The following is a 21,191-nucleotide window of genomic DNA, read 5'->3' on the forward strand; positions in this document are numbered from 1 at the left end:
AGGTAGGATTTACTTTTTGTTGGACGCTTACACAGCGGCGGTTTCGCCTCTATCAATAAATAACTGATAGCGAAGATCTAAATGATTACAATCAAAATGAAATTGATACCCTTGCTGGTATCCGCCACATTCCTTAGCGGGTGTACGATCGAACCAGGTTCTCACCTTTCTACATCAGGAAAAGATGTTGTTGAACAGCAGGATAGCAACTTTGACATCGATAAATATGTCAACGTCTTCCCGTTAACGCCTTCACTGGTTGAAAGGATGCGTCCGAAGCCACTGGTGGCTCAGACGAATCCTGCCCTGCAGAACGAAATTCAGAACTACGAATACCGTATCGGTGTGGGCGATGTCCTGACCGTAACGGTCTGGGACCACCCGGAACTGACCACCCCAGCGGGTCAGTACCGTAGCGCCAGCGATACCGGTAACTGGGTGCATTCTGACGGCACCATTTTCTATCCCTACATCGGTCGTGTGCGTGTAGCGGGCCGTACCGTCGGCGAAGTGCGTGACGAAGTGTCACGTCGTCTGGCTCAGTACATTGAAAGCCCACAGGTTGATGTCAGCATCGCCTCGTTCAAATCACAGAAAACCTATGTGACGGGTTCAGTGACCACTTCTGGTCAGCAGCCCATCACCAACGTTCCGTTGACGGTGCTGGATGCGATCAACGCCGCTGGCGGCCTGGCCGCTGATGCTGACTGGCGCAACGTGGTGCTGACGCACAACGGTCGTGAACAGCGCATCTCTCTGCAGGCACTGATGCAGAATGGTGACCTGAGCCAGAACCACCTCCTCTATCCAGGCGATATTCTTTACGTTCCGCGTAACGATGATCTGAAAATCTTCGTGATGGGTGAAGTGAAGCAGCAGACTACCCTGAAAATGGACCGTAGCGGCATGACGCTGGCGGAAGCACTGGGCAATGCGGCCGGGATGGATCAAACCACCTCTGACGCCACCGGTGTATTCGTTATCCGTCCACTGCACGGCACCGATCGCAACAAGATTGCCAACATCTATCAGTTGAACACCAAAGATGCGGCATCCATGGTGATGGGAACCGATTTCCAGCTCCAGCCTTACGACATCGTTTATGTCACCTCTACGCCGCTGACGCGCTGGAACCGTGTGATTGGGCAGTTGATACCGACCATCGCAGGTATCAACGATGCAACACAGGCCGCATCGCGTATCCGTACCTGGGGTAATTAAGGTCCCATCATGATTAAGTCCGTGTTAGTCGTTTGCGTTGGCAACATCTGCCGCTCTCCTACCGGAGAGCGCCTGTTTAAACGTGCGCTGCCTGATTTAGACGTTCGCTCTGCCGGCCTGGGGGCGCTGGTCGGCCACCCGGCCGACAAGACGGCGTCTGAAGTCGCTGCTGCGCAGGGTCTGTCGCTGGAAGGACATGAGGCGCAACAGTTGACGGCAGAGATGTGCCGCAACGTTGACCTGATTCTGGTGATGGAAAAGCGACATATTGAACAGGTGAATCGCATCGACCCGGCCGCGCGTGGCAAAACCATGCTGCTTGGTCACTGGCTCAATCAGAAAGAAATTGCGGATCCGTACAGAAAAAGCCGTGAGGCCTTTGAAGAGATTTACGGATTACTGGAAAACGCTACCCAGAAGTGGGTGAACGTATTAAGCCGATAGTTGGGATTATCCATGAATATAAAAAATAAGGTCAGAACCGCGCCGGGAGAGGATTCGAATGGATGGGATCTGGCGCATCTTGTGGGACAGCTAATTGATCATCGCTGGATCATTGTTGCCGTTACCGCTTTTTTCATGCTGGCGGGAACACTCTACACACTGTTTGCAACACCCATTTATAGCGCAGATGCGTTAGTTCAGGTTGAGCAGAAGAATGCCAGCACCGTTCTGAACGAAATTGACAGCATTCTGCCACCGACACCAGCCTCTGATACGGAAATCGAGATTCTGGAATCCCGTATGGTCATCGGCAAAACCGTTGACGATCTGGGTCTGGATACCGTCGTTGAGCAGAACTATTTCCCGGTTATCGGTAAAGGTCTGTCGCGCCTGATGGGCAACAAACCCGCCAGTATCGCGATTTCGCGCCTGGAAATCCCACGCACTATCGACAAACGTAACGTTGAACTGGAAGTGACCGGTCCGGATAGCTACACCGTCTCAAAAGATGGCGATGAGCTGTTCAAAGGTAAAGTCGGCCAGCTGGAGTCGCACGGCGACATCAGCATGCTGGTCAGCGAGATTCACGCTGATGAAGGCACCAGCTTCACCGTGACCAAGCTGAATAACCTGCAGGCGATCCGTTCAGTGCTCTCTAACCTGACCGTGGCAGACAAAGGTAAAGATACCGGCGTGCTGGGTCTGGAGTATCTGGGTGAAGATCCAGAGCAGATCAGTAAAGTGCTGAACCAGATTGTGAATAACTATCTGTTACAGAACGTTGAACGCAAGTCAGCGCAGGCAGAGAAAAGCCTGGAGTTCTTACGCACTCAGCTGCCTGCCGTGCGCAGCAAGCTGGATGAAGCGGAAGACAAGCTGAACACCTTCCGTCGTCAGAACGAATCTGTTGACCTGTCACTGGAAGCGAAATCCGCTCTGGACTCCTCTGTCAGCGTGCAGAGTCAGCTGAACGAACTGACCTTCCGTGAAGCTGAAGTCTCTCAGCTGTTTACCAAAGATCACCCGACGTATCGCGCGCTGCTTGAAAAACGCAAAACGCTGGAAGGTGAGCAGGCTCAGCTGAACAAGAAAATTGCTGGCATGCCACAGACTCAGCAGGAAATCCTGCGTCTGACCCGTGACGTTCAGTCTGGTCAGGAGATCTACATGCAGCTGCTGAACCGTCAGCAGGAGCTGGGTATCAGTAAAGCGAGCACCGTAGGTGATGTCCGCATCATCGATGGCGCGCAGACCGCTAACTCGCCTGTTGCACCGAAGAAGCTGCTGATCATCGCCGCGAGCCTGATTTTCGGTCTGTTCGTGTCAGTGGGTCTGGTTCTGCTGAAAGCGCTGTTGCATCACGGCATCGAGAACCCGGATCAGCTGGAAGAGCTGGGCATGAATGTCTATGCCAGCGTTCCACTGTCAGACTGGCAGCGTAAGAAGGATACCGAAGCCCTGGCGCGTCGTGGCAGCAAGGTGAAAACCGATCCGCACGAAACGCTGCTGGCGCTGGGTAATCCGACTGACCTCTCCATCGAAGCGATTCGTAGCCTGCGTACCAGCCTGCACTTCGCGATGATGGAAGCGAAAAACAACATCCTGATGATCACCGGTGCCAGCCCGGGTATTGGTAAAACCTTTATCTGTGCCAACCTGGCGACCCTGGTCGCGAAAGCGGGTCAGCGTGTTCTGTTTATCGATGGCGACATGCGTCGTGGTTATACCCACGAACTGCTGGGCGCAGATAACAAATCAGGTCTGTCCAACGTCTTGTCCGGTAAAACTGAGTTCAGCCCGGCGCTGATTCAGCAGGGCGTGTACGGTTTCGACTTCCTGCCACGTGGTCAGGTTCCGCCGAACCCGTCTGAGCTGCTGATGCATCGTCGCATGGGTGAGCTGCTGGAGTGGGCGAGCAAGAACTACGACCTGGTGTTAATCGATACGCCGCCAATCCTGGCCGTCACCGATGCCTCCATCATCGGTAAGCTGGCCGGCACCTCACTGATGGTGGCGCGTTTCGAAGCCAACACCACCAAAGAAGTGGACGTCAGCTTCAAACGCTTTGCCCAGAACGGTATTGAGATTAAAGGTGTGATCCTCAACGCCGTGGTGCGTAAAGCCGCTAATGCGTATGGCTATGGGTATGACTACTACGCCTATGACTACGGCAAGACGAACAAAAGCTGATCATTGAGCAATAAAACAGGGGGCGGTCTGACCGCCCCTTTTTATCGTCCCTTTGAATGACGACACGCATCAATTTACACAGGTTATTCTGTCCAAACCCACAAAAGCGATACATCTATAAATCGCATGGCGAGCGTCACTCAACAGAATTCATCACCAGCAGGCATCGCCCGCACGCAATTTGTGACCGTGCAATCAGACTCGCTGTAAAGCCAGTCGGTAAGGCGAAGCGTGATTATTGCTGGCATGAGAACTTGTGGAATTAAGGAATCACACCATGGCTCCATATTGGTATGTATCAGGCTTTTTACTGCTGCTTTCGCTGTTTGAAATAGCGCTAAAAAAAGACGAACGCACAAATTATATTCTGACCTGGCTACTCTGTTTTGCCGCCGTGACTTTGATTATTTTCGGGGGAATACGCGGTCTTGGTACCGGCATGGATGACTTTCAGTACCGGAGCTTCTTCGAAGACTTTGTAAGACGTATTGAGATTAATGGCTTCTTTAATACCGTTGCGTTTTTCCGTTACGAACCGCTGATTTTTGCGATGGCCTGGCTCACCAGCCTGTTTTCGCACAATGCCAGCATCTTCCTGTTTGTCTTCTGCGCCATTGCCGTTTCCATCAATACCTGGTTTTTCAGGAAGATGTCTCCGTATCCGGTGCTGGCGCTGGTGCTCTATTCGGCGCACATCTTTATCAACAAAGACATTAACCAGATTCGCTTTGGCCTGAGTTCTGCGCTGTTCCTTGGCGTTCTCTGGTCGATCTATCTCAAGCGCTACTGGTGGGCATTTGCCTTCTTTATTCTGTCGTTCACGAGCCATAACACCGGCGTCATGGTGGTGACGCTTGTGCCGTTCCTGTTTATCCGGGACTGGCGCTGGTGGCCGGTCATTATCATCGTTGCCAGTCTGCCGCTATCGGTTGTGGGCGGCTCGGGCTTTATTGCCCTGATTGCCGGTCATCTGGGATCGCTGGGAGAGAGGGCATCGGGCTATAACAATGACCCCTCCTATGCAATGGGTGGCAGCATCCTGGCCGTATCGAACCTGAAAAACATCATGCTGGTGTTTGTCTTCTTCTATTTCATGCTGACCGATAAGCTGAAGCGCGAGAATTACGCCCAGTATCGCCTTAACTATCTGCTGATTTTAAGTTTTGCCATCGGCGGAGCGATCAGGATCTTCCTGTATAACTTCCCGTCAGGTTCGCGCCTGTCCAACTATCTGCAGCAGGTTGAGCCGATCATCCTGACCTCGCTGATTTATCAGGCAAGGCGATCCTGGAAGCCAGCGCTGTATGCCATGCTGGTGTTCTTCCTGCTCTATTACCTCTACTACAACACCATTTCAACCAAACAGGCCGTTACCGGTTATGAAGTGGCGCGGGAGTTTTGGCTGATCCACTAATCAATCTGACGACCGCCTCTGGATGACGAGTTTCACCCAGGGGCGGTCGTCGGTCAGAACACAGGTTTTTCATCGACCGTTGTCGAATGAACTGTTTATTTTTGAACTACTTTAATGAGGTGCTGGCAATGAAGGACATTCGTTTCTCCATCGTAATTCCGGCTTATAACGCGTCAGAATCGATTGTCACGACGCTGGATTGCGTTAAAGCACAAACGTATCGCAATTTCGAAGTCATCATCGTTGATGATAAATCTGCGGATGCCGCCGCGCTGGCGGATGTGGTGCGCAGCGAACGCTACCGGGATCTCGATATCAATCTGGTGCTCTCCGAGGTCAAACTCAACGGAGCCGGTGCACGTAACAAAGGCATTGAGCTGGCGACCGGTGACTACGTCAGCTTCCTTGACGCCGATGATGAGTGGGCGGCGGACAAACTGCAGCAGGTGAGCGAAAAAATTGCTCAGCTGGACGCGCAGGGCAAAAAGAATTTCGTCATTTTCAGCCAGGTGAATATCTATCAGGATGGCACGTTCCTGAAAGTGATGCCGATGCAGCCGCCAGGCAAAAATGAAACGGTCGCGGAGTATCTGTTCGGCTGCTACGGCTTTATCCAGACCAGCACCATTGTGCTGAAGCGGGAAGACGCGGCGAAAATTCAGTTCGATACCCGCTACATCCGTCATCAGGACTATGATTTCTGCATACGTGCCGACCGCATGGGCTATGACTTTGTGATGATCGCTGCACCGCTGGCGAACTACCACCTGGTCACTAAGTTTGGCTCGAAACACAAAGGCGAATCGGTGAACTACTCGATGTTCTGGCTCGATAGCATGAAGCCGCATCTGACCCCGCGTGACATCCACACCTACAAAGCTTTTAAGCTGCCGCTGCGCTACAAGATGGATGGTAAGTCGCTGATGGCGAGCCTGAGCTTTGCGCGCTACTTCTTCCTCACCAACAAAGACAACCGTGCTTATTTTATGAACCGGGTAAAAGACAAGGTCAAAGCACGTTTCGGCGGTGAGAAAGCGATCTCCTGACGCGCGCCGCGCCTCGCTCTGCTCCTGATGCCAGGAGCGACTCTTTTTACGATTAATTCAGGGTTGAAGATGAATACTTCTGTTGGAACCGTTGGCATCGTCATGCCTATGTATAATGCACGTCAGACGGTGTTACGCGCGGTACAATCGGTTATCAATCAGCACTATACCGACTGGCATCTCTATCTGGTCAACGATAAATCGACCGATGACTCGCTGGAATTTGTGCGTGAGCATTGTCAGGATCCGCGCATTACCATTCTGGATAACGCGGTCAACATGGGCGCAGCAGAGACCCGAAACGTCGGGCTGCGCGCGGCCACTGAAGAGATTATCGCCTTTCTCGACAGCGACGATGAGTGGCATGCGGATAAACTGACCCAGCAGGTCGCTGCCATCGCTGCCGGCGATGATTTTGTGATTACCGAATATCACTATAAAACCCGCAAGGCTGAGCACGACATTACCTACGGCAAACCTTACCTGCAGCAGGAAAACTTTGTGAAGAAGCAGTATCGCGTCTGCTTCTCCTCCGTCTGTTTCCGCCGTCCGCCGCAGGGGCTTTTCTTCCAGCGCAAAGGCCACGAAGATTTCCTGTTTTTGTATGAATTATTCACCCGCTATAAGCAGGCGCGCGTAATTCAGACGATTCTGGTCAACTATTACGAATTAGGTGATTCCCTTTCCCGTAATAAGAACAAAGCGGCCCAGTGGCACCTTGAATTATTAAGAATTATCTATAAAAACAATCCTTTAAAAATCTATTACTATTACGCCTGGTATATGGTGAATGGTGTGCTGTTTACCCTTAAGCATCGTTAAGCCTGTCGGCAGGATTGTCTTTAAAATTTGAGGTGGATAGCGTTTCATGAAAAAAATTGTCCTGGTGATCAAAGATGCTTATTCGTATGCGGGCACCGAGAACATCTGTAACTTCATGTCAGAGTGTCTTGGCGAGACCCATGAAGTCACCATCTACTCGCTGGAAGGCAGTGGAAAAACCTTTTACCCGTTTGAGCACGTCAAACAGATCGTCAGCTTTGAAGGGCAGAGCAATCCGATCAAAAGCGCGGTTGCCCGGATTCACGAAGAGGGTTTCGATACCGTCTTCCTGATCAGCATGGGCCGCCTGAGCGTGATGTTCGCTTTCTGGAATCTGCTGGCGATGAAGAAGAAGCGGGGCAAAGCCTACGCCTGCGAACACATCGCCATTAACTCCTTCAGCAAACCGATTAAGTTCCTCAAGTTTCTGCTGCTGCGCTACTACGACCGCGTGATTGTTCTGACCGACAAAGATCATCAGGTGTTCAGCCGCTGGCGCATTCCCAGCAAGCAAATCCCCAACCCGGTGGTTTACAAAGACTATCAGCGCCAGACCCGTCATCGCCAGGCGCTGGCCGTAGGCCGTCTGGATAACCAGAAGGGCTTTGACCTGATGCTGGATATCTGGCGCGACTTCGCCCGCAGCCATCCTGACTGGACGCTGGTGATTGCCGGTGACGGTGAACTGCGTCAGCAACTGCATGACCAGGCGGCGGTGCTGGGCATCACCGACAGCGTGAAGTTTGTCGGTAAGGTCAGCAATATCAACGACTACTATCGCGACAGCGATATGGCGCTGATGACCTCGCGCTATGAAGGATTGCCACTGGTGCTGCTGGAAGCAAAATCCTGGTCACTGCCGGTAGTGGCATATGACTGCCCGACCGGTCCACAGGAGATCATCAATCACGGTGAAGATGGTTTCCTGGTTCCGATGAACGACAAAGCCACGTTTCTGGCCCGAATGGAGCAGCTCGCCAGCGATGACGCGCTGTTCTATGCCATGAGCGAAAAAACGAAACAGACCGCGCTGAAATTCGACGGTAATCAGATTAAGCAAAGCTGGCTGTCACTGGTTTAACCGGAGCTGGAAAAGCTCACTTGCGACGTGCCTCAGGGACACCGCCATGGCCAATGGCCTTATTGACTACGGGAATTGATGCATGAAAAGAAGAGAAGTTTTACAGACCGCCGCCTCCGCTCTGGTGGGGGCTCTCTCCGTGAGCACCTTTTCCAGCTACGCTGCAAAAAGTAACGGTATCGCCCTGAAGCCGGTTGATGCCACTGACGTGCCTAAAGGCGACGTGCCAATTCTGACCCCGGAAAATGTCTACGCCATGCCACCGCAGTTCTGGCAGGGTTTTGAAGGCAAACTCTGGATTGGTAAAGCAGGTGCAGATGCCAGCAAACCGGGCAACCAGATCCCGGTCTTCCTGCGTGATGCCAGCGGCAAAGTGTCGGAGATTGCTCAGCCTATCGCGCTGAACAAAGGTAACTTTGCCCAGTTTATTCAGGACAATGCTGCGCTGATTGCCAATCCGTCGCATTCGATGGCAGTCGAGGACAGTAGCGGTCAGACGCTGTTCAACATCGCAGATGTCAGCCGTCCGGGCGCTGCAGATTTCAGCCAGCGTCTGGCGCAGCCAGCAGGTTATCAGCTGATTGGTGAGATCCCGTCCGTAGCGGAGTTACGCAAAACCCGTCCGCTGTTTGAAGGGGCCAAGGTTAAGCTGAAAAGCTGGCATGAAGGACGGGAAGTCGGCGGCGGCGAGTTTGTCGGCAGCTTCCAGCCCGCTCAGAATGATGGCGGCGTAAACTTTGCCGGTGAGGGCTTTTCCTGGCGTCGCGTGGTAGACGATTTTAACCGCCTGACCCTGTTTGATTTCGGTGCGATTGCCGATGGCAAAACCGATACGGCACCCGCCATTATGGCGATGTTCCAGTGGTCACAGCAGGCAAACCAGCAGATCTGTGTCCAGTTCCCGGCCGGTACCTTCATGGTCTCAGCCTGTAACCTTGGCGATAAGTATCTCAACTTCTTCCGCATGTCCGGTGCGATGGTAAACTTCGGCTACTTCCCGGCGACCACGATTGTCTCGGATGGTAAGTCAGAGTTCGTCTTTGAGATGAATGCCCGTCGGGTTGAGCTTTCCAACCTGAACTTTAACGGCAACAGCGATAAAAGCCCCAACAAGCAGGGCTTTTTCCATAACAACTGCCCTGGCGGACAATATTTCCGTGGTGCCTGCCTGCGCTTTAACGCAGTTGGCGGCACCGCCATCAGCCTGCAGGATACCCTCGATTGTAAAATCGACCAGTGGTACGCCTCACGCTGCAGCGGCGATGTGATCAAATCGGGCTGGTCAGGTCAGAAGCAGGGCAAATGGGACCACAGCACCGCGATTGAGCTGTCGAACTTCAATGCGCAGTACTGTCGTGGTGGCAAAGTCCTCAACCTGCCGCGCTGCGGCCAGTCGATTATCCATAATGGCTGGATTGAGCACTGTGATAACCCGGGCGATCTCTCCAACGGTCAGTGGATTGTCGATGCGCTGAGCCTGGAGGATTGTAAGAATCCGCTGATCGCGCATAACACGCGCCTGAATATGCGCCAGACCAGCCTGCAGTCGGGCAGCTGGATCGACAACTCCATGCAGGGCGACCGTCTGCTCAGCATCTGGGAGATGGGATCGACCCGCGTGGAGTCCTATGGCGTCGCGCTCGATGGCAGTCTGAAGTACAACTACATCACCTCGCGCTGGCGTTTAGAGAACAACACGAATCAGGAAACCTGGTTTGATCTCGGCAGTCTCTACTCCCCGACCGTGGGTGATTCGTGGGAGATCGAAATTTTTGGTCAGTCGCAGTTCAGCAACGGCAGTGGCGATAAGCCGCTGATGGACCTGATCGGTGACAAGACCACCGGTGGCCGCGCGATGATCCATGTACAGCGCAAAAAAGATCGCTCTGAAGCGAGCTGGTCGGCCGAAGGCAGCAGCCCGATTGTCGATGTGCGCTATGTGGCTGAGCATGACACCGATGTCCGCATCTTCGTCAAACTGGCGGGCTGGACGCCGTCGGTGGCCGTGCTGGTGAAAACCACCGGTAAAGATCGCTTTGTCACCGGTCGCTGTGCGCGCGTTAACGCGAAGATGGAGAAGGGCAATCCTCCGGCGGGCGACGCGACTAAACGCGCGCCGCAGCGCTTCAGCCTGCACAACGGCAAAGCGGGCGTGGGTGCCAACGAGCAGGGCGATCTGCTGATGGCTTCGCGTCCGCTCTCCGCCGATCAGGTCGATACCAGCAAGCCGGAAGGCTTTGTTTCCGTCGTAATCAACGGCAAACAGGTCGCACTGCCTTACTTCGCCATTAAGTCGTAACACCTTGCATCACGGCCGCCACAACGGAGGCGGCCGGTTTTAACAGGAGCACTACCTTTGGGTGCGTTATCCCGTAAAGCATTACTTTAAACAGAGTTCATTTTGCCCATTGCGGATCTGGGCGGCTTACAGAATTAAAAAAATTCATTCGGAGTTGTTATGAAAATTTTATTGGTGGGTAACCATACGTGTGGAAATCGCGGGGATGGCGCGATTCTTCGTGGACTGATTGATTCAATGAAGTCTGCACGCAGTGATTTAGAAATTGATGTTATAAGCCGTTATCCAACCAGCTCCGGTTATCTGCTTCAGCAGGATATTAAGCAGGATGCGCTGTATCTGCACAACAGCAAATCAGGCAAAGGTCTGGTCGGTTCGTTCAAGCGTAAAGTCGCGAACCGCCTGATGCCTGATATCATGATGGCGCATCTGGGCAAGGGCGGGATCTTTAAGTCGTTCGCTGTACCCCCGCACCTGAAGGCGTTTACTGACAGCCTGGCAAAATATGATGCGATTATTCAGGTTGGCGGATCGTTCTTCGTTGACCTCTATGGTGTGACCCAGTTTGACCATGCCCTCTGTGCGCTGATGGCGAAAAAGCCGATCTACCTGATCGGTCACTCGGTGGGGCCGTTCCAGAACCCGCGCGTCAATGCGCTGGCAAACTTTGTCTTTGATCGGGTCGACAGCCTGGTGCTGCGTGAATCGGTCAGTCTTGACCTGATGAAGCGCGATGGCGTGACCAGTTCTAAAGTCGCGTCTGGCGTTGATACCGCTTTCCTGGTGCGCGCACGCGAAGTCGAAAATCCGAGCCATAACCTGCTCTACTGGCAGGGCATTATCGATGGCCGTAAAACCATCGCGATCACCGTGCGTGAACTGGCACCGTTTGATAAACGTCTGGGTGTGACGCAGAAAGAGTATGAAGCGGCATTTGGCCGGGTGATCAATGCCATGATTGCTGAAGGCTATCAGGTTGTGGCGTTCTCAACCTGTACCGGCATCGACAGCTATGCCAAAGATGACCGCATGGTTGCACTGACCCTGCGTGACCACGTGACGCAGCCTGAACATTACCATGTCATTATGGATGAGTTTAATGACCTGGAACTGGGCATCCTGCTGAATCATTGTCATCTGACCATTGGTACCCGCCTGCACTCGGCGATTATCTCCATGAACTTTGGCACCCCGGCTGTGGCGATCAACTACGAGCACAAGTCGATGGGTGTGATGAACCAGCTTGGTCTGCCGCAGATGGCAACCGATGTGAAAAGCCTGATGGATGGCTCGCTAATCGACAAGGTGAAAACTGTGCTTGCCGATTACGATAACATCAAGCTTAAGGTCGACACGGCCGTTGCGAATGAAAGGGAAATTGGCAACCGGATCACTGAAGAGATTCTCAAAGTATTAGGGTAATGTGATGAAACTGACTTTTTTCACCATGCGTTTCCCGGTTGCCTCTGAGACATTCGTATTAAATCAGGTAACCCACTTTATTGATGCCGGTTACGAGGTGGAGATTATTTCAGTCTTTCCCGGCGATTTAGTGAACCGGCATGCCGCTTTTGATGAGTATGGTCTGGCGGCGAAGACGCATTATCTGCTGCCGGAAGAGAAGATCTCGATTGTCGATAAGCTGAACCAGCGCATCAAGCTGGTGCTGCCAAAAGTGACGAAGCCGTCGCTGCTGCGTTCGCTGAATGTGCGCCGGTATGGCGCGCAGTCCAGCAAACTGCTGCTGCCGTCGATTGTGGCGAATGCAAAGCAGACCTTCACCGCAGATGTGTTCCTGGTGCATTTCGGCTATGCCGGTGCCCTGGCGAACAAGCTGCGTGAGCTGGGCGTGCTCAAGGGTAAACAGGCGACCGTGTTTCACGGCGCCGATATTTCCCGTCGTCACATTCTGGAAGAGCACAAACTCGACTATGTGAATCTGTTCCGCCAGAGTGAGCTGATGCTGCCTATCAGCAATCTGTGGAAGAACAAGCTGATTGAGATGGGCTGCCCGCCGGAAAAAATTCACGTTACGCGTATGGGCATTGAGCCGGAGAAGTTTAACTTCCAGCCGCGCCAGGCGTTTCAGACGCCGCTGCGTATCGTTTCGGTGGCACGTCTGACCGAGAAGAAAGGGCTGGATGTGGCGGTCAAAGCCAGCGCCATCCTGAAGCAGCGTGGCGGTCAGTTTCAGTACACCATTATCGGTAACGGCGATCAGGATGAGATGATGCGTGATTTCATCGCCCGCGAGGGGATGGAAGATTGCGTCAGCATGCCGGGCTTTAAACCGCAGGAGGAGATCCGTCGCGCGCTGAGTGAGGCTGACATCTTCCTGCTGCCCTCCAAAACCGCCGCAGATGGCGATATGGAAGGTATTCCGGTTGCACTGATGGAGGCGATGGCGGTCGGCCTGCCGGTGGTCTCAACCTTCCACAGCGGCATTCCGGAGCTGATCGAAAACAACGTATCTGGCTGGCTGGTGGAAGAGGACGATCCTGAGGCGCTGGCGGAGACGCTGCTGAAGCTCTCTCAGGGTGAAGTGGATGTGGCGCCCGTGGTCGCGGCCGCCCGTCACAAAGTTGAGACTGAATTTAATCAGCATATCGCCTACGGCGAACTGGCACAGATTCTGGAGCGACTGGTGTGAGTGGATTTAAGTCACAGGCGATTTGGCTGTTCGGTAGCACCTGCTTTTCTGCGGTGCTGCAGGTTGCACAGCTAAGCTTTCTCGCCCGCAAACTGGAAACCCACGAGCTGGGTCTGTTAGCCATCATCAACGCCATCCTGGCGGTGGCGGGTGTGCTGCAGGATATGGGGATGAGCAGTTATCTGGTGCATCGCCAGAACATTACCCGTCGTGAGCAGAGCACTATCTACTGGGTGAACGTCTCACTCAGCTTGTGTACTGGCCTGATCATGCTGCTGATCGCCTTCCCGGTCTCCTGGTTCTATCATCTGCCGGAGCTGGTGGGTCTGATCATGCTGACCAGCCTCAACTTCCTGGTGCTGGGGCATCTGTCGCAGTATCAGGCGCACTACATCAAAACCAAGCGGATGGTTTCGCTGGCGAAGATTGAGATGGGCACCAAGCTGTTTGCCTTCCTCTGTGTGGTGGCGATGCTGGAGTTCACCTCGCTCACCGTAGCGGCGGCGATTCTTGGTCTGTTTATCAACGCCTTTACCCGCATCCTCTGCATGATTGCGCTGGGTGAGAAGTCGTGGCGTCCGACCTGGGAGTTCGATAAAGCGACTTTTATTGGCGCGATTCGCTACGGCAGTTATCAGCTCGGCTCGCAGACCATTAACCAGCTGCGAACCCAGGCCGATGCGCTGGTGGTCGGTAAAGTGATGGGCGCCGAGATGCTGGGTGTCTACTCGCTGGCGAAAGAGCTGGTGCTGCAACCGCTGAAGCTGGTGACGCCGGTGATTAACCGTCTGGCACTGCCGCGCTTTGCAGAGAAGCAGCACGATGCCGAGCAGTTGAAGAAGCTGTTCCTCAAAGGCACGCTGGGGATCATGCTGTTCAGCAGCGCGATGTACCTGGTGATTGGCATCTTCTCGCCGGTTATCGTTCGTGTGCTCTACGGCGCATCCCACGAGCAGGTCTATCACCTGATTCCGCTGATGCTGCTGTTTGGTATGCTGCGGCCGATGGGCGGACTGACCGGAGCGATTTCCCAGGCCAACGGACGCACCAACGTTGAGTTCTACTGGAACATCGTGGCGAGTATTGTGGTTCTGGCGGTGCTGGCAACCACCTTTATCTGGCCGAACGTGCTCTATGTGGCGCTGACGCTTTCCATCTCGCAGATTCTGATCTCGGCACTGGCTCATCCGTTCTTTATCAAGCCGGTGATTGGCATTCGGTTTATCCCTTATGCCCGACAGTGGGTGGCGGTGTCGGTGGTATTTGTCGGCATAATGCTGCTGGTCAATCACTTTAATCTGTTTGTGATGCCGGAGTGGTTTGAAGGCTGGTTGTAATCACAATTGCGTTATATCAACGGGCGGCCTCAGGGTCGCCCGTTTTCATTTATGGCTGGTCTCAGCCGCGCGGCGACCAGGGGTGGAAATAACAGAGGCGATATTCGATTACTGATTGTCTTTATTCAGTTTATGCCGTTGCTGGCAATGGGCAAAATGCCGAATTTCCAAGTTATGACAGAGAGTTACTGTCCGATTTTCAGATAAAGATTATACTTGCTCTTCCGGCCGATCCTGCATAATCGACCCACATCTTCATTTTATTAAACGGAATAAATATGACCAAGCTTAAAGCAGTAATCCCGGTTGCGGGCCTCGGTATGCATATGCTCCCTGCGACTAAAGCCATTCCGAAAGAGATGCTGCCTGTCGTCGACAAACCGATGATCCAGTACATCATTGACGAGTGTGTTGCCGCGGGTATTAAAGAGATTGTGCTGGTCACGCATGCATCGAAAAATGCCGTAGAAAACCATTTCGACACCACCTATGAGCTCGAAGCGCTGCTTGAAGCGCGCGTGAAGCGTCAGCTGCTGAGCGAAGTGCAGTCTATCTGCCCGCCAGGCGTGACTATCATGAACGTGCGCCAGGCGCAGCCGCTGGGTCTGGGCCACTCGATTCTCTGTGCCCGTCCGATGATCGGTGATAATCCGTTTGTGGTCGTGCTGCCAGACGTCCTGCTGGATGACTCCACCGCTGACCATATGCGTTACAATCTCGCAGCAATGGTTGCCCGTTTTGAAGAGACCGGCCACAGCCAGGTCCTGGCGCAGCATATGCCCGCGTCCAATCTCACTGAGTACTCGGTAATCACCACTGCAGAGCCGATTGATCACCCTGGCGACATCAGCACCATTACCGATTTCGTTGAGAAGCCTGAAGATACCGCCGGACTGAACTCTGACCTGGCTGCGGTAGGCCGCTATGTCCTTTCTGCTGATATCTGGGCGGAACTGGAGCGCACTGAGCCAGGCGCGTGGGGCCGTATCCAGCTGACCGATGCCATCGCCAGCCTGAGCAAACATAAAACCGTTGATGTTTCGCTGCTGACCGGTCACAGTTTTGACTGCGGTCGTAAGCTCGGTTACATGCAGGCGTTTGTCTCTTACGGCCTGCGCAGCAACGCGCAGGGTCGCGATTTCCGCGAAGCTATCCAGACCATCCTCGCAAAACAACAGTAATTTATTTGCCGCGTCCTGCGCGGCAGATTGAAAGGAGCTCAAATGGCAATTTTAGTCACGGGCGGAGCAGGATATATCGGCTCCCATACGGTACTGGCGCTGTTGCAGCGCGGTGATGATGTTGTGGTTCTGGATAACCTCTGCAATGCCTCACGCGAAGCGATTAACCGCGTTGAGAAACTGGCAGGCAAAAAAGCGACCTTCGTTGAAGGCGATATCCGTGATCGCGCCTGTCTGGGTGACCTGTTTGCATCCAACAGCATTTCAGCCGTGATCCACTTTGCTGCGCTTAAAGCCGTCGGTGAATCTACGCGTATGCCGCTGGAGTACTACGAGAACAACGTCGCGGGCACCGTGGTGCTGCTGGAAGAGATGCGTGATGCCGGCGTCTGGAACTTTATCTTCAGCTCATCAGCAACCGTTTATGGCGCAGATGCCCCGGTTCCTTACGTTGAGACTACCCCGATTGGCGGCACCACCAGTCCATACGGCACCTCTAAGCTGATGACCGAATTCGTGATGCGCGACTTCGCCAAAGCGGAGCCAAAATTCAAGGCGATTGCGCTGCGTTACTTCAATCCGGTTGGCGCGCATGAGTCAGGCGAAATCGGTGAAGATCCGGCGGGCATCCCAAACAACCTGCTGCCGTACATTGCACAGGTCGCAATTGGCCGTCTGGAGAAGCTGGGCGTGTTTGGCGGTGATTACGATACGCCAGACGGCACCTGTCTGCGTGACTACATCCATGTCGTTGACCTGGCGGAAGGGCATCTGAAAGCACTGGATTATCTGAGCAAAGTTGAGGGCTACACCGCCTTTAACCTGGGCGGCGGCAAAGGCTTCTCGGTGCTGGAGATGATCAAAGCGTTTGAGAAGGCGTCCGGCAAGGCGATCCCGTTTGAGATCAAGCCACGTCGCGATGGCGACCTGCCTGCGTTCTGGGCCGATGCGTCACTGGCAAACACCACGCTCGACTGGCGCGTGACGCGCGGCATCGATGAGATGATGCGCGATACGTGGAACTGGCAGAGCAAGAACCCGGATGGGTTCAGGTAGTCTGCGATGAAATACAAAAAACCCGGCTCAGGCCGGGTTTTTTTGTGCCTGCGTTAAGAGAAATTGCATATTTCTGCTCACTCTCCTCACCTTAATGCCAGATTGTGACTGACTGATGACTTAATACGGAATTATCCTGGTCTGGCTTCTGTAGCGTTTAATCACAATAGCGGCTAATCCGACTCTGTGAAGAGGCGCAAAGCGTGATTCCTCATACGCTACTATGCTGTTTTGCCAGTGATTACATTTACTCATGCAGGATGAGATCAATGTTTAGTCACTCTTAAGTTTTGTCAGTGGCAATGAAAGATTAGGCATATTATTTTTGCCGCACAAAATGTACTATTTGGAGTTATCCCGGAACCCGTATGCGATTGATTGAAATATAATCAGCGCATCGACAGGCTAACCTGTGAAGGCAAGATTCCTATCACACAGCGCATTGGTTGCTGCAAGCCAGGGGCGGTAGCGTGGCTGTTTATTCATAATGAGTAAAAATTGACCCGCTTATATGCATAGCATGTTTAAATTTGTTAGAGGATGTGGAATGTTACTTCCCGTAATCATGGCCGGAGGAACCGGCAGCCGCTTATGGCCCCTTTCCCGCGAACTTTATCCTAAACAGTTCATCTGTCTGCACGGTGAGCACTCCATGCTGCAGGAGACGGTTAATCGTCTGAGCGGCGTCGAAGCGCGTGCACCGATGGTCATCTGTAACGAGGAGCATCGTTTCCTGGTTGCTGAGCAGTTGCGACAAATTAACAAGCTATCCCATAACATCATTCTCGAACCGGTAGGGCGTAACACTGCTCCGGCCATCGCGCTGGCTGCGCTGAACGCCGTAGAGCAGGGTGATGATCCGGTTCTGCTGGTGCTGGCTGCCGATCACGTGATTGAAGACCGTGCTGCGTTTCATCAGGCTATCCAGGTCGCTACCGCTTATGCCAAGCAGGGCAAGCTGGTGACTTTTGGTATCGTGCCAACCGGTCCGGAAACCGGCTATGGCTACATTCAGCGTGGCGAAGCACTGCCAGGCGCAGAAAGCGGCCCTTATCAGGTTCAGCGCTTTGTTGAAAAACCGAATCAGAGCACCGCTGAGCAGTATCTTGAGTCCGGTGAATACTACTGGAACAGTGGCATGTTCATGTTCCGGGCTAAACGCTATCTGCAGGAACTGGAGAAATTCCGTCCGGATATTCTGGAAGCCTGCCGTCGCGCCATGGCTAACGTGAAAGAAGGGAATGATTTCATCAGTATTGATAAAGATGATTTTATCGCCTGTCCTGACGAGTCAGTGGATTACGCTGTAATGGAACAGACCGATGCCGCTGTGGTCGTCCCGCTGGCAGCCGGATGGAGTGATGTCGGTTCATGGTCTGCACTGTGGGAAGTAAACGACAAAGACGCTCACGGTAATTCCCTGAAGGGCGATACCTTCCTGCACAACACCAAAAACTGCTATATCAACAGTGAAGATCAGCTGGTTGCCGCCATTGGCGTTGAAAACCTGGTCATTGTTAACACCAAAGATGCTGTGCTGGTTGCACGTAAAGACCAGGTACAGGACGTTAAGCGAGTGGTTGAGTTCCTGAAAAGCGAGTGCCGCAGCGAATATCGCCGCCATCGTGAAACTTACTGGCCATGGGGACGTTGCGATCTGGTGGTCAACACTGGCCGCTTCAACGTTAACCGCATTACGGTTAAGCCGGGTGAAGCCTTTGAACTGCAGATGCACTATCACCGCACCGAACACTGGGTGATTCTTTCAGGCACAGCGAAAGTCACTATTCAGGATAAAACCCTGCTGCTGACAGAGAACCAGTCAACCTTTATTCCAATCGGTCACCCGCATACGTTAGAAAATCCAGGCAAAATCCCTCTGGAACTTCTGGAAATCCAGTCGGGTTCTTACCTTGGTGATGACGACCTCATTTTGATTAAACAACAGTTTGCAAGTAAGTAAGGACAGACACGATCATGGCAGCACTGACCTGTTTTAAAGCTTATGACATCCGCGGCGAGTTAGGCACTGAACTGAATGAAGACATCGCTTACCGCATTGGCCGCGCCTATGGTGAATTTATCCGGCCAAAAACGATCGTGGTGGGCGGCGATGTCCGCCTGACCAGCGAGTCGTTAAAGCTGGCACTGGCAAATGGACTGCGGGATGCGGGCACCGATGTGCTCGACATTGGTATGAGCGGAACAGAAGAGATCTATTTCGCCACGTTTCATTTAGGCATTGATGGCGGCATTGAAGTGACTGCCAGCCACAATCCCATGAACTACAACGGGATGAAACTGGTACGGGAAGGTGCTCGCCCGGTCAGTGGTGATACCGGTCTGCGTGACGTGCAGCGCCTGGCTGAAGCGAATGACTTTGCTCCGGTAGAAGAGAGTAAGCGCGGCAGCTATAAACAGATTTCTGTGCTGGATGCCTATGTCGATCACCTGATGGGTTACATCGACCTGAGCAACTTCACTAAACCAATGAAGCTGGTGATCAACTCCGGTAACGGAGCCGCAGGTCATATCATTGATGAAATTGAAAAACGCTTTAAGCAGGCGAATGCGCCAGTAACGTTCATCAAAGTACATCATGAAGCAGACGGTAACTTCCCGAACGGTATCCCAAATCCGCTGCTGCCGGAGTGTCGCAAAGACACTTCTGATGCGGTGCGTGAGCATCAGGCCGATATGGGTATCGCCTTCGACGGTGACTTTGATCGCTGCTTCCTGTTTGATGAGAATGCAGAGTTCATTGAAGGTTACTACATCGTTGGGCTGTTAGCCGAAGCGTTCCTCAAGAAAGAGCCAGGAGCGAAAATTATTCACGATCCGCGTCTGACCTGGAACACCATTGATGTGGTGACCAAAGCGGGTGGTATTCCGGTGATGTCTAAAACCGGTCATGCGTTTATCAAAGAGCGCATGCGTGAAGAAGACGCGGTTTACGGTGGTGAGATGAGTGCGCACCACTATTTCCGTGACTTCGCTTACTGCGACAGCGGTATGATTCCATGGCTGCTGGTGGCAGAACTGCTGGCGGTTAAAGGGGAGACACTTTCCGGACTGGTTTCGGAAAGAATGAAGGCGTTTCCATGCAGCGGTGAGATTAATTTCAAAGTTTCAGATTCGAAAGCTGTTATCGCTGCGCTCAACGACAGATATTCATCTTCTTCAGTTGCTAAGGATAATACCGATGGTGTGAGTCTCGATTGTCAGAGCTGGAGATTCAACGTCAGAACCTCAAATACTGAACCTTTGCTAAGGCTTAACGTCGAAACCAGAGGTGATACAGAGGCTCTGAGCAAATTACTGAAGGAAATTGATTCGCTTATTAAAGCATCATCGATTTAGTTCAACACCTAGATACTAATTTTAATTTTCTTAATCATGGGTTTACGAATGACGAATAAAACTGCAGTAATTACCGGCATCACAGGTCAGGATGGTGCTTATCTTGCTGAACTACTCCTGAACAAAGGTTATACCGTTTATGGTACTTATCGTCGTACCAGCTCAGTGAATTTCTGGCGTATTGATGAGCTTGGCATCCGGGCTAATCCTGCTTTGCATCTGGTTGAATATGACCTGACTGACCTGTCATCAAGCATTCGTTTACTTCAGGAAAGCAAAGCGACAGAAGTCTACAACCTTGCGGCTCAGAGCTTTGTAGGTGTTTCTTTTGACCAGCCGCTGACCACAGCTGAAATTACAGGTATTGGTCCGGTAAACCTGTTAGAAGCTATTCGTATCGTTAACCCAAAAATCCGATTCTATCAGGCGTCTACTTCAGAGATGTTTGGTAAAGTGCAGGCTATTCCGCAGAAAGAGGATACACCTTTCTATCCGCGTAGCCCGTATGGTGTTGCTAAGTTGTATGCCCACTGGATGACAATTAACTACCGTGAGAGCTACAACATCTTCGCATCAAGCGGAATTCTGTTTAACCATGAATCCCCACTGCGTGGACAGGAGTTTGTGACCCGTAAGATCACTGATTCGGTAGCAAAAATTAAGCTCGGTAAGCTGGATGTGCTTGAGTTAGGTAACATGGACGCCAAACGTGACTGGGGCTTTGCTAAGGAATATGTTGAAGGCATGTGGCGTATGCTGCAGGCTGATGAGCCAGATACATTTGTCCTGGCAACCAACCGCACTGAAACAGTCCGTGACTTCGTTTCAATGGCGTTCAAAGCGGCTGGCATTGAATTGCGCTTTGAAGGCAAAGATGATCAGGAAGTTGCAATCGATGTAGCTACTAACAAAGTGGTGGTTAAGGTCAATCCTAAGTTCTACCGTCCTGCTGAAGTAGAATTACTGATTGGCAATCCACAGCGCGCGAAAGACATTCTGGGCTGGGAACCTAAAACCACGCTCGAAGAGTTGTGTGCGATGATGGTAGAAGAAGATCTGCGCCGCAATAAACAAGGATTCTCCTTCTGAT

The 21,191-nt window shown here is 52.6% G+C and carries 16 protein-coding genes; all 16 read left to right on the forward strand.

All coding sequences use genetic code 11. The features are described from left to right. Window positions 1-81: 81 nt before the first annotated feature. The 16 genes from HFD95_RS10790 (at window position 82) to gmd (ending at window position 21,190) form a co-directional block, all read left to right on the forward strand. Complete coding sequence (locus tag HFD95_RS10790) at window positions 82-1,221, forward strand: polysaccharide export protein (protein ID WP_010248145.1); 1,140 nt, start codon at window positions 82-84, stop codon at window positions 1,219-1,221. 9 nt (window positions 1,222-1,230) lie between these two features. Then, entirely contained in the window at window positions 1,231-1,665 is a 435-nt protein-coding gene (locus HFD95_RS10795) for a protein-tyrosine-phosphatase (RefSeq protein ID WP_010248142.1), read from the forward strand. Window positions 1,666-1,677: 12 nt separating this feature from the next. Then, on the forward strand, window positions 1,678-3,855 hold the full coding sequence (wzc, locus tag HFD95_RS10800; RefSeq protein ID WP_010248139.1) for a tyrosine-protein kinase Wzc: 2,178 nt from the start codon (window positions 1,678-1,680) through the stop codon (window positions 3,853-3,855). A 277-nt stretch (window positions 3,856-4,132) separates the two neighbouring features. Next, window positions 4,133-5,269 carry an EpsG family protein gene (locus HFD95_RS10805; RefSeq protein ID WP_010248137.1) on the forward strand — a complete coding sequence of 379 codons (1,137 nt, stop codon included), beginning with the start codon at window positions 4,133-4,135 and terminating at the stop codon, window positions 5,267-5,269. Between the two features lie 128 nt (window positions 5,270-5,397). Further along, entirely contained in the window at window positions 5,398-6,315 is a 918-nt protein-coding gene (locus HFD95_RS10810) for a glycosyltransferase family 2 protein (RefSeq protein WP_010248134.1), read from the forward strand. 69 nt (window positions 6,316-6,384) lie between these two features. Further along, window positions 6,385-7,137: a glycosyltransferase family 2 protein gene (locus HFD95_RS10815; protein WP_010670978.1), complete on the forward strand. Its 753-nt coding sequence runs from the start codon at window positions 6,385-6,387 to the stop codon at window positions 7,135-7,137. A 46-nt stretch (window positions 7,138-7,183) separates the two neighbouring features. Then, window positions 7,184-8,218: a glycosyltransferase gene (locus HFD95_RS10820; protein WP_010670977.1), complete on the forward strand. Its 1,035-nt coding sequence runs from the start codon at window positions 7,184-7,186 to the stop codon at window positions 8,216-8,218. Window positions 8,219-8,300: 82 nt separating this feature from the next. Next, window positions 8,301-10,517 carry a phage tailspike protein gene (locus tag HFD95_RS10825; RefSeq protein WP_010248126.1) on the forward strand — a complete coding sequence of 739 codons (2,217 nt, stop codon included), beginning with the start codon at window positions 8,301-8,303 and terminating at the stop codon, window positions 10,515-10,517. A gap of 159 nt (window positions 10,518-10,676) precedes the next feature. After that, on the forward strand, window positions 10,677-11,939 hold the full coding sequence (wcaK, locus tag HFD95_RS10830; protein ID WP_010248124.1) for a colanic acid biosynthesis pyruvyl transferase WcaK: 1,263 nt from the start codon (window positions 10,677-10,679) through the stop codon (window positions 11,937-11,939). 4 nt (window positions 11,940-11,943) lie between these two features. Further along, window positions 11,944-13,167 carry a glycosyltransferase gene (locus tag HFD95_RS10835; protein WP_010248122.1) on the forward strand — a complete coding sequence of 408 codons (1,224 nt, stop codon included), beginning with the start codon at window positions 11,944-11,946 and terminating at the stop codon, window positions 13,165-13,167. After that, a complete protein-coding gene (locus tag HFD95_RS10840; RefSeq protein WP_010248120.1) occupies window positions 13,164-14,504 on the forward strand; it encodes a lipopolysaccharide biosynthesis protein in 1,341 nt (446 codons plus the stop codon). Before HFD95_RS10835 ends, HFD95_RS10840 begins: the two co-directional genes overlap by 4 nt. Before the next feature lie 278 nt (window positions 14,505-14,782). Then, window positions 14,783-15,685, forward strand: coding sequence for a UTP--glucose-1-phosphate uridylyltransferase GalF (galF, locus tag HFD95_RS10845; RefSeq protein WP_010248118.1), 903 nt, complete (start codon window positions 14,783-14,785; stop codon window positions 15,683-15,685). Between the two features lie 42 nt (window positions 15,686-15,727). Then, window positions 15,728-16,741, forward strand: coding sequence for a UDP-glucose 4-epimerase GalE (gene galE, locus HFD95_RS10850; RefSeq protein WP_167430218.1), 1,014 nt, complete (start codon window positions 15,728-15,730; stop codon window positions 16,739-16,741). Between the two features lie 547 nt (window positions 16,742-17,288). Next, a complete protein-coding gene (locus HFD95_RS10855) occupies window positions 17,289-18,704 on the forward strand; it encodes a mannose-1-phosphate guanylyltransferase/mannose-6-phosphate isomerase (protein WP_060680585.1) in 1,416 nt (471 codons plus the stop codon). Window positions 18,705-18,718: 14 nt separating this feature from the next. Then, window positions 18,719-20,101, forward strand: a complete 1,383-nt coding sequence (gene cpsG, locus HFD95_RS10860) for a phosphomannomutase CpsG (protein WP_010248112.1) — start codon at window positions 18,719-18,721, stop codon at window positions 20,099-20,101. A 48-nt stretch (window positions 20,102-20,149) separates the two neighbouring features. Beyond that, window positions 20,150-21,190 (forward strand): GDP-mannose 4,6-dehydratase, encoded by a 1,041-nt coding sequence (gmd, locus tag HFD95_RS10865; protein ID WP_010248109.1) that lies wholly within the window; start codon window positions 20,150-20,152, stop codon window positions 21,188-21,190. Window position 21,191 lies beyond the last annotated feature (1 nt).

Origin of the sequence: Pantoea sp. EKM10T, assembly GCF_011800685.1 — a bacterium.
Taxonomy (GTDB): Bacteria; Pseudomonadota; Gammaproteobacteria; order Enterobacterales; family Enterobacteriaceae; genus Pantoea; species Pantoea agglomerans.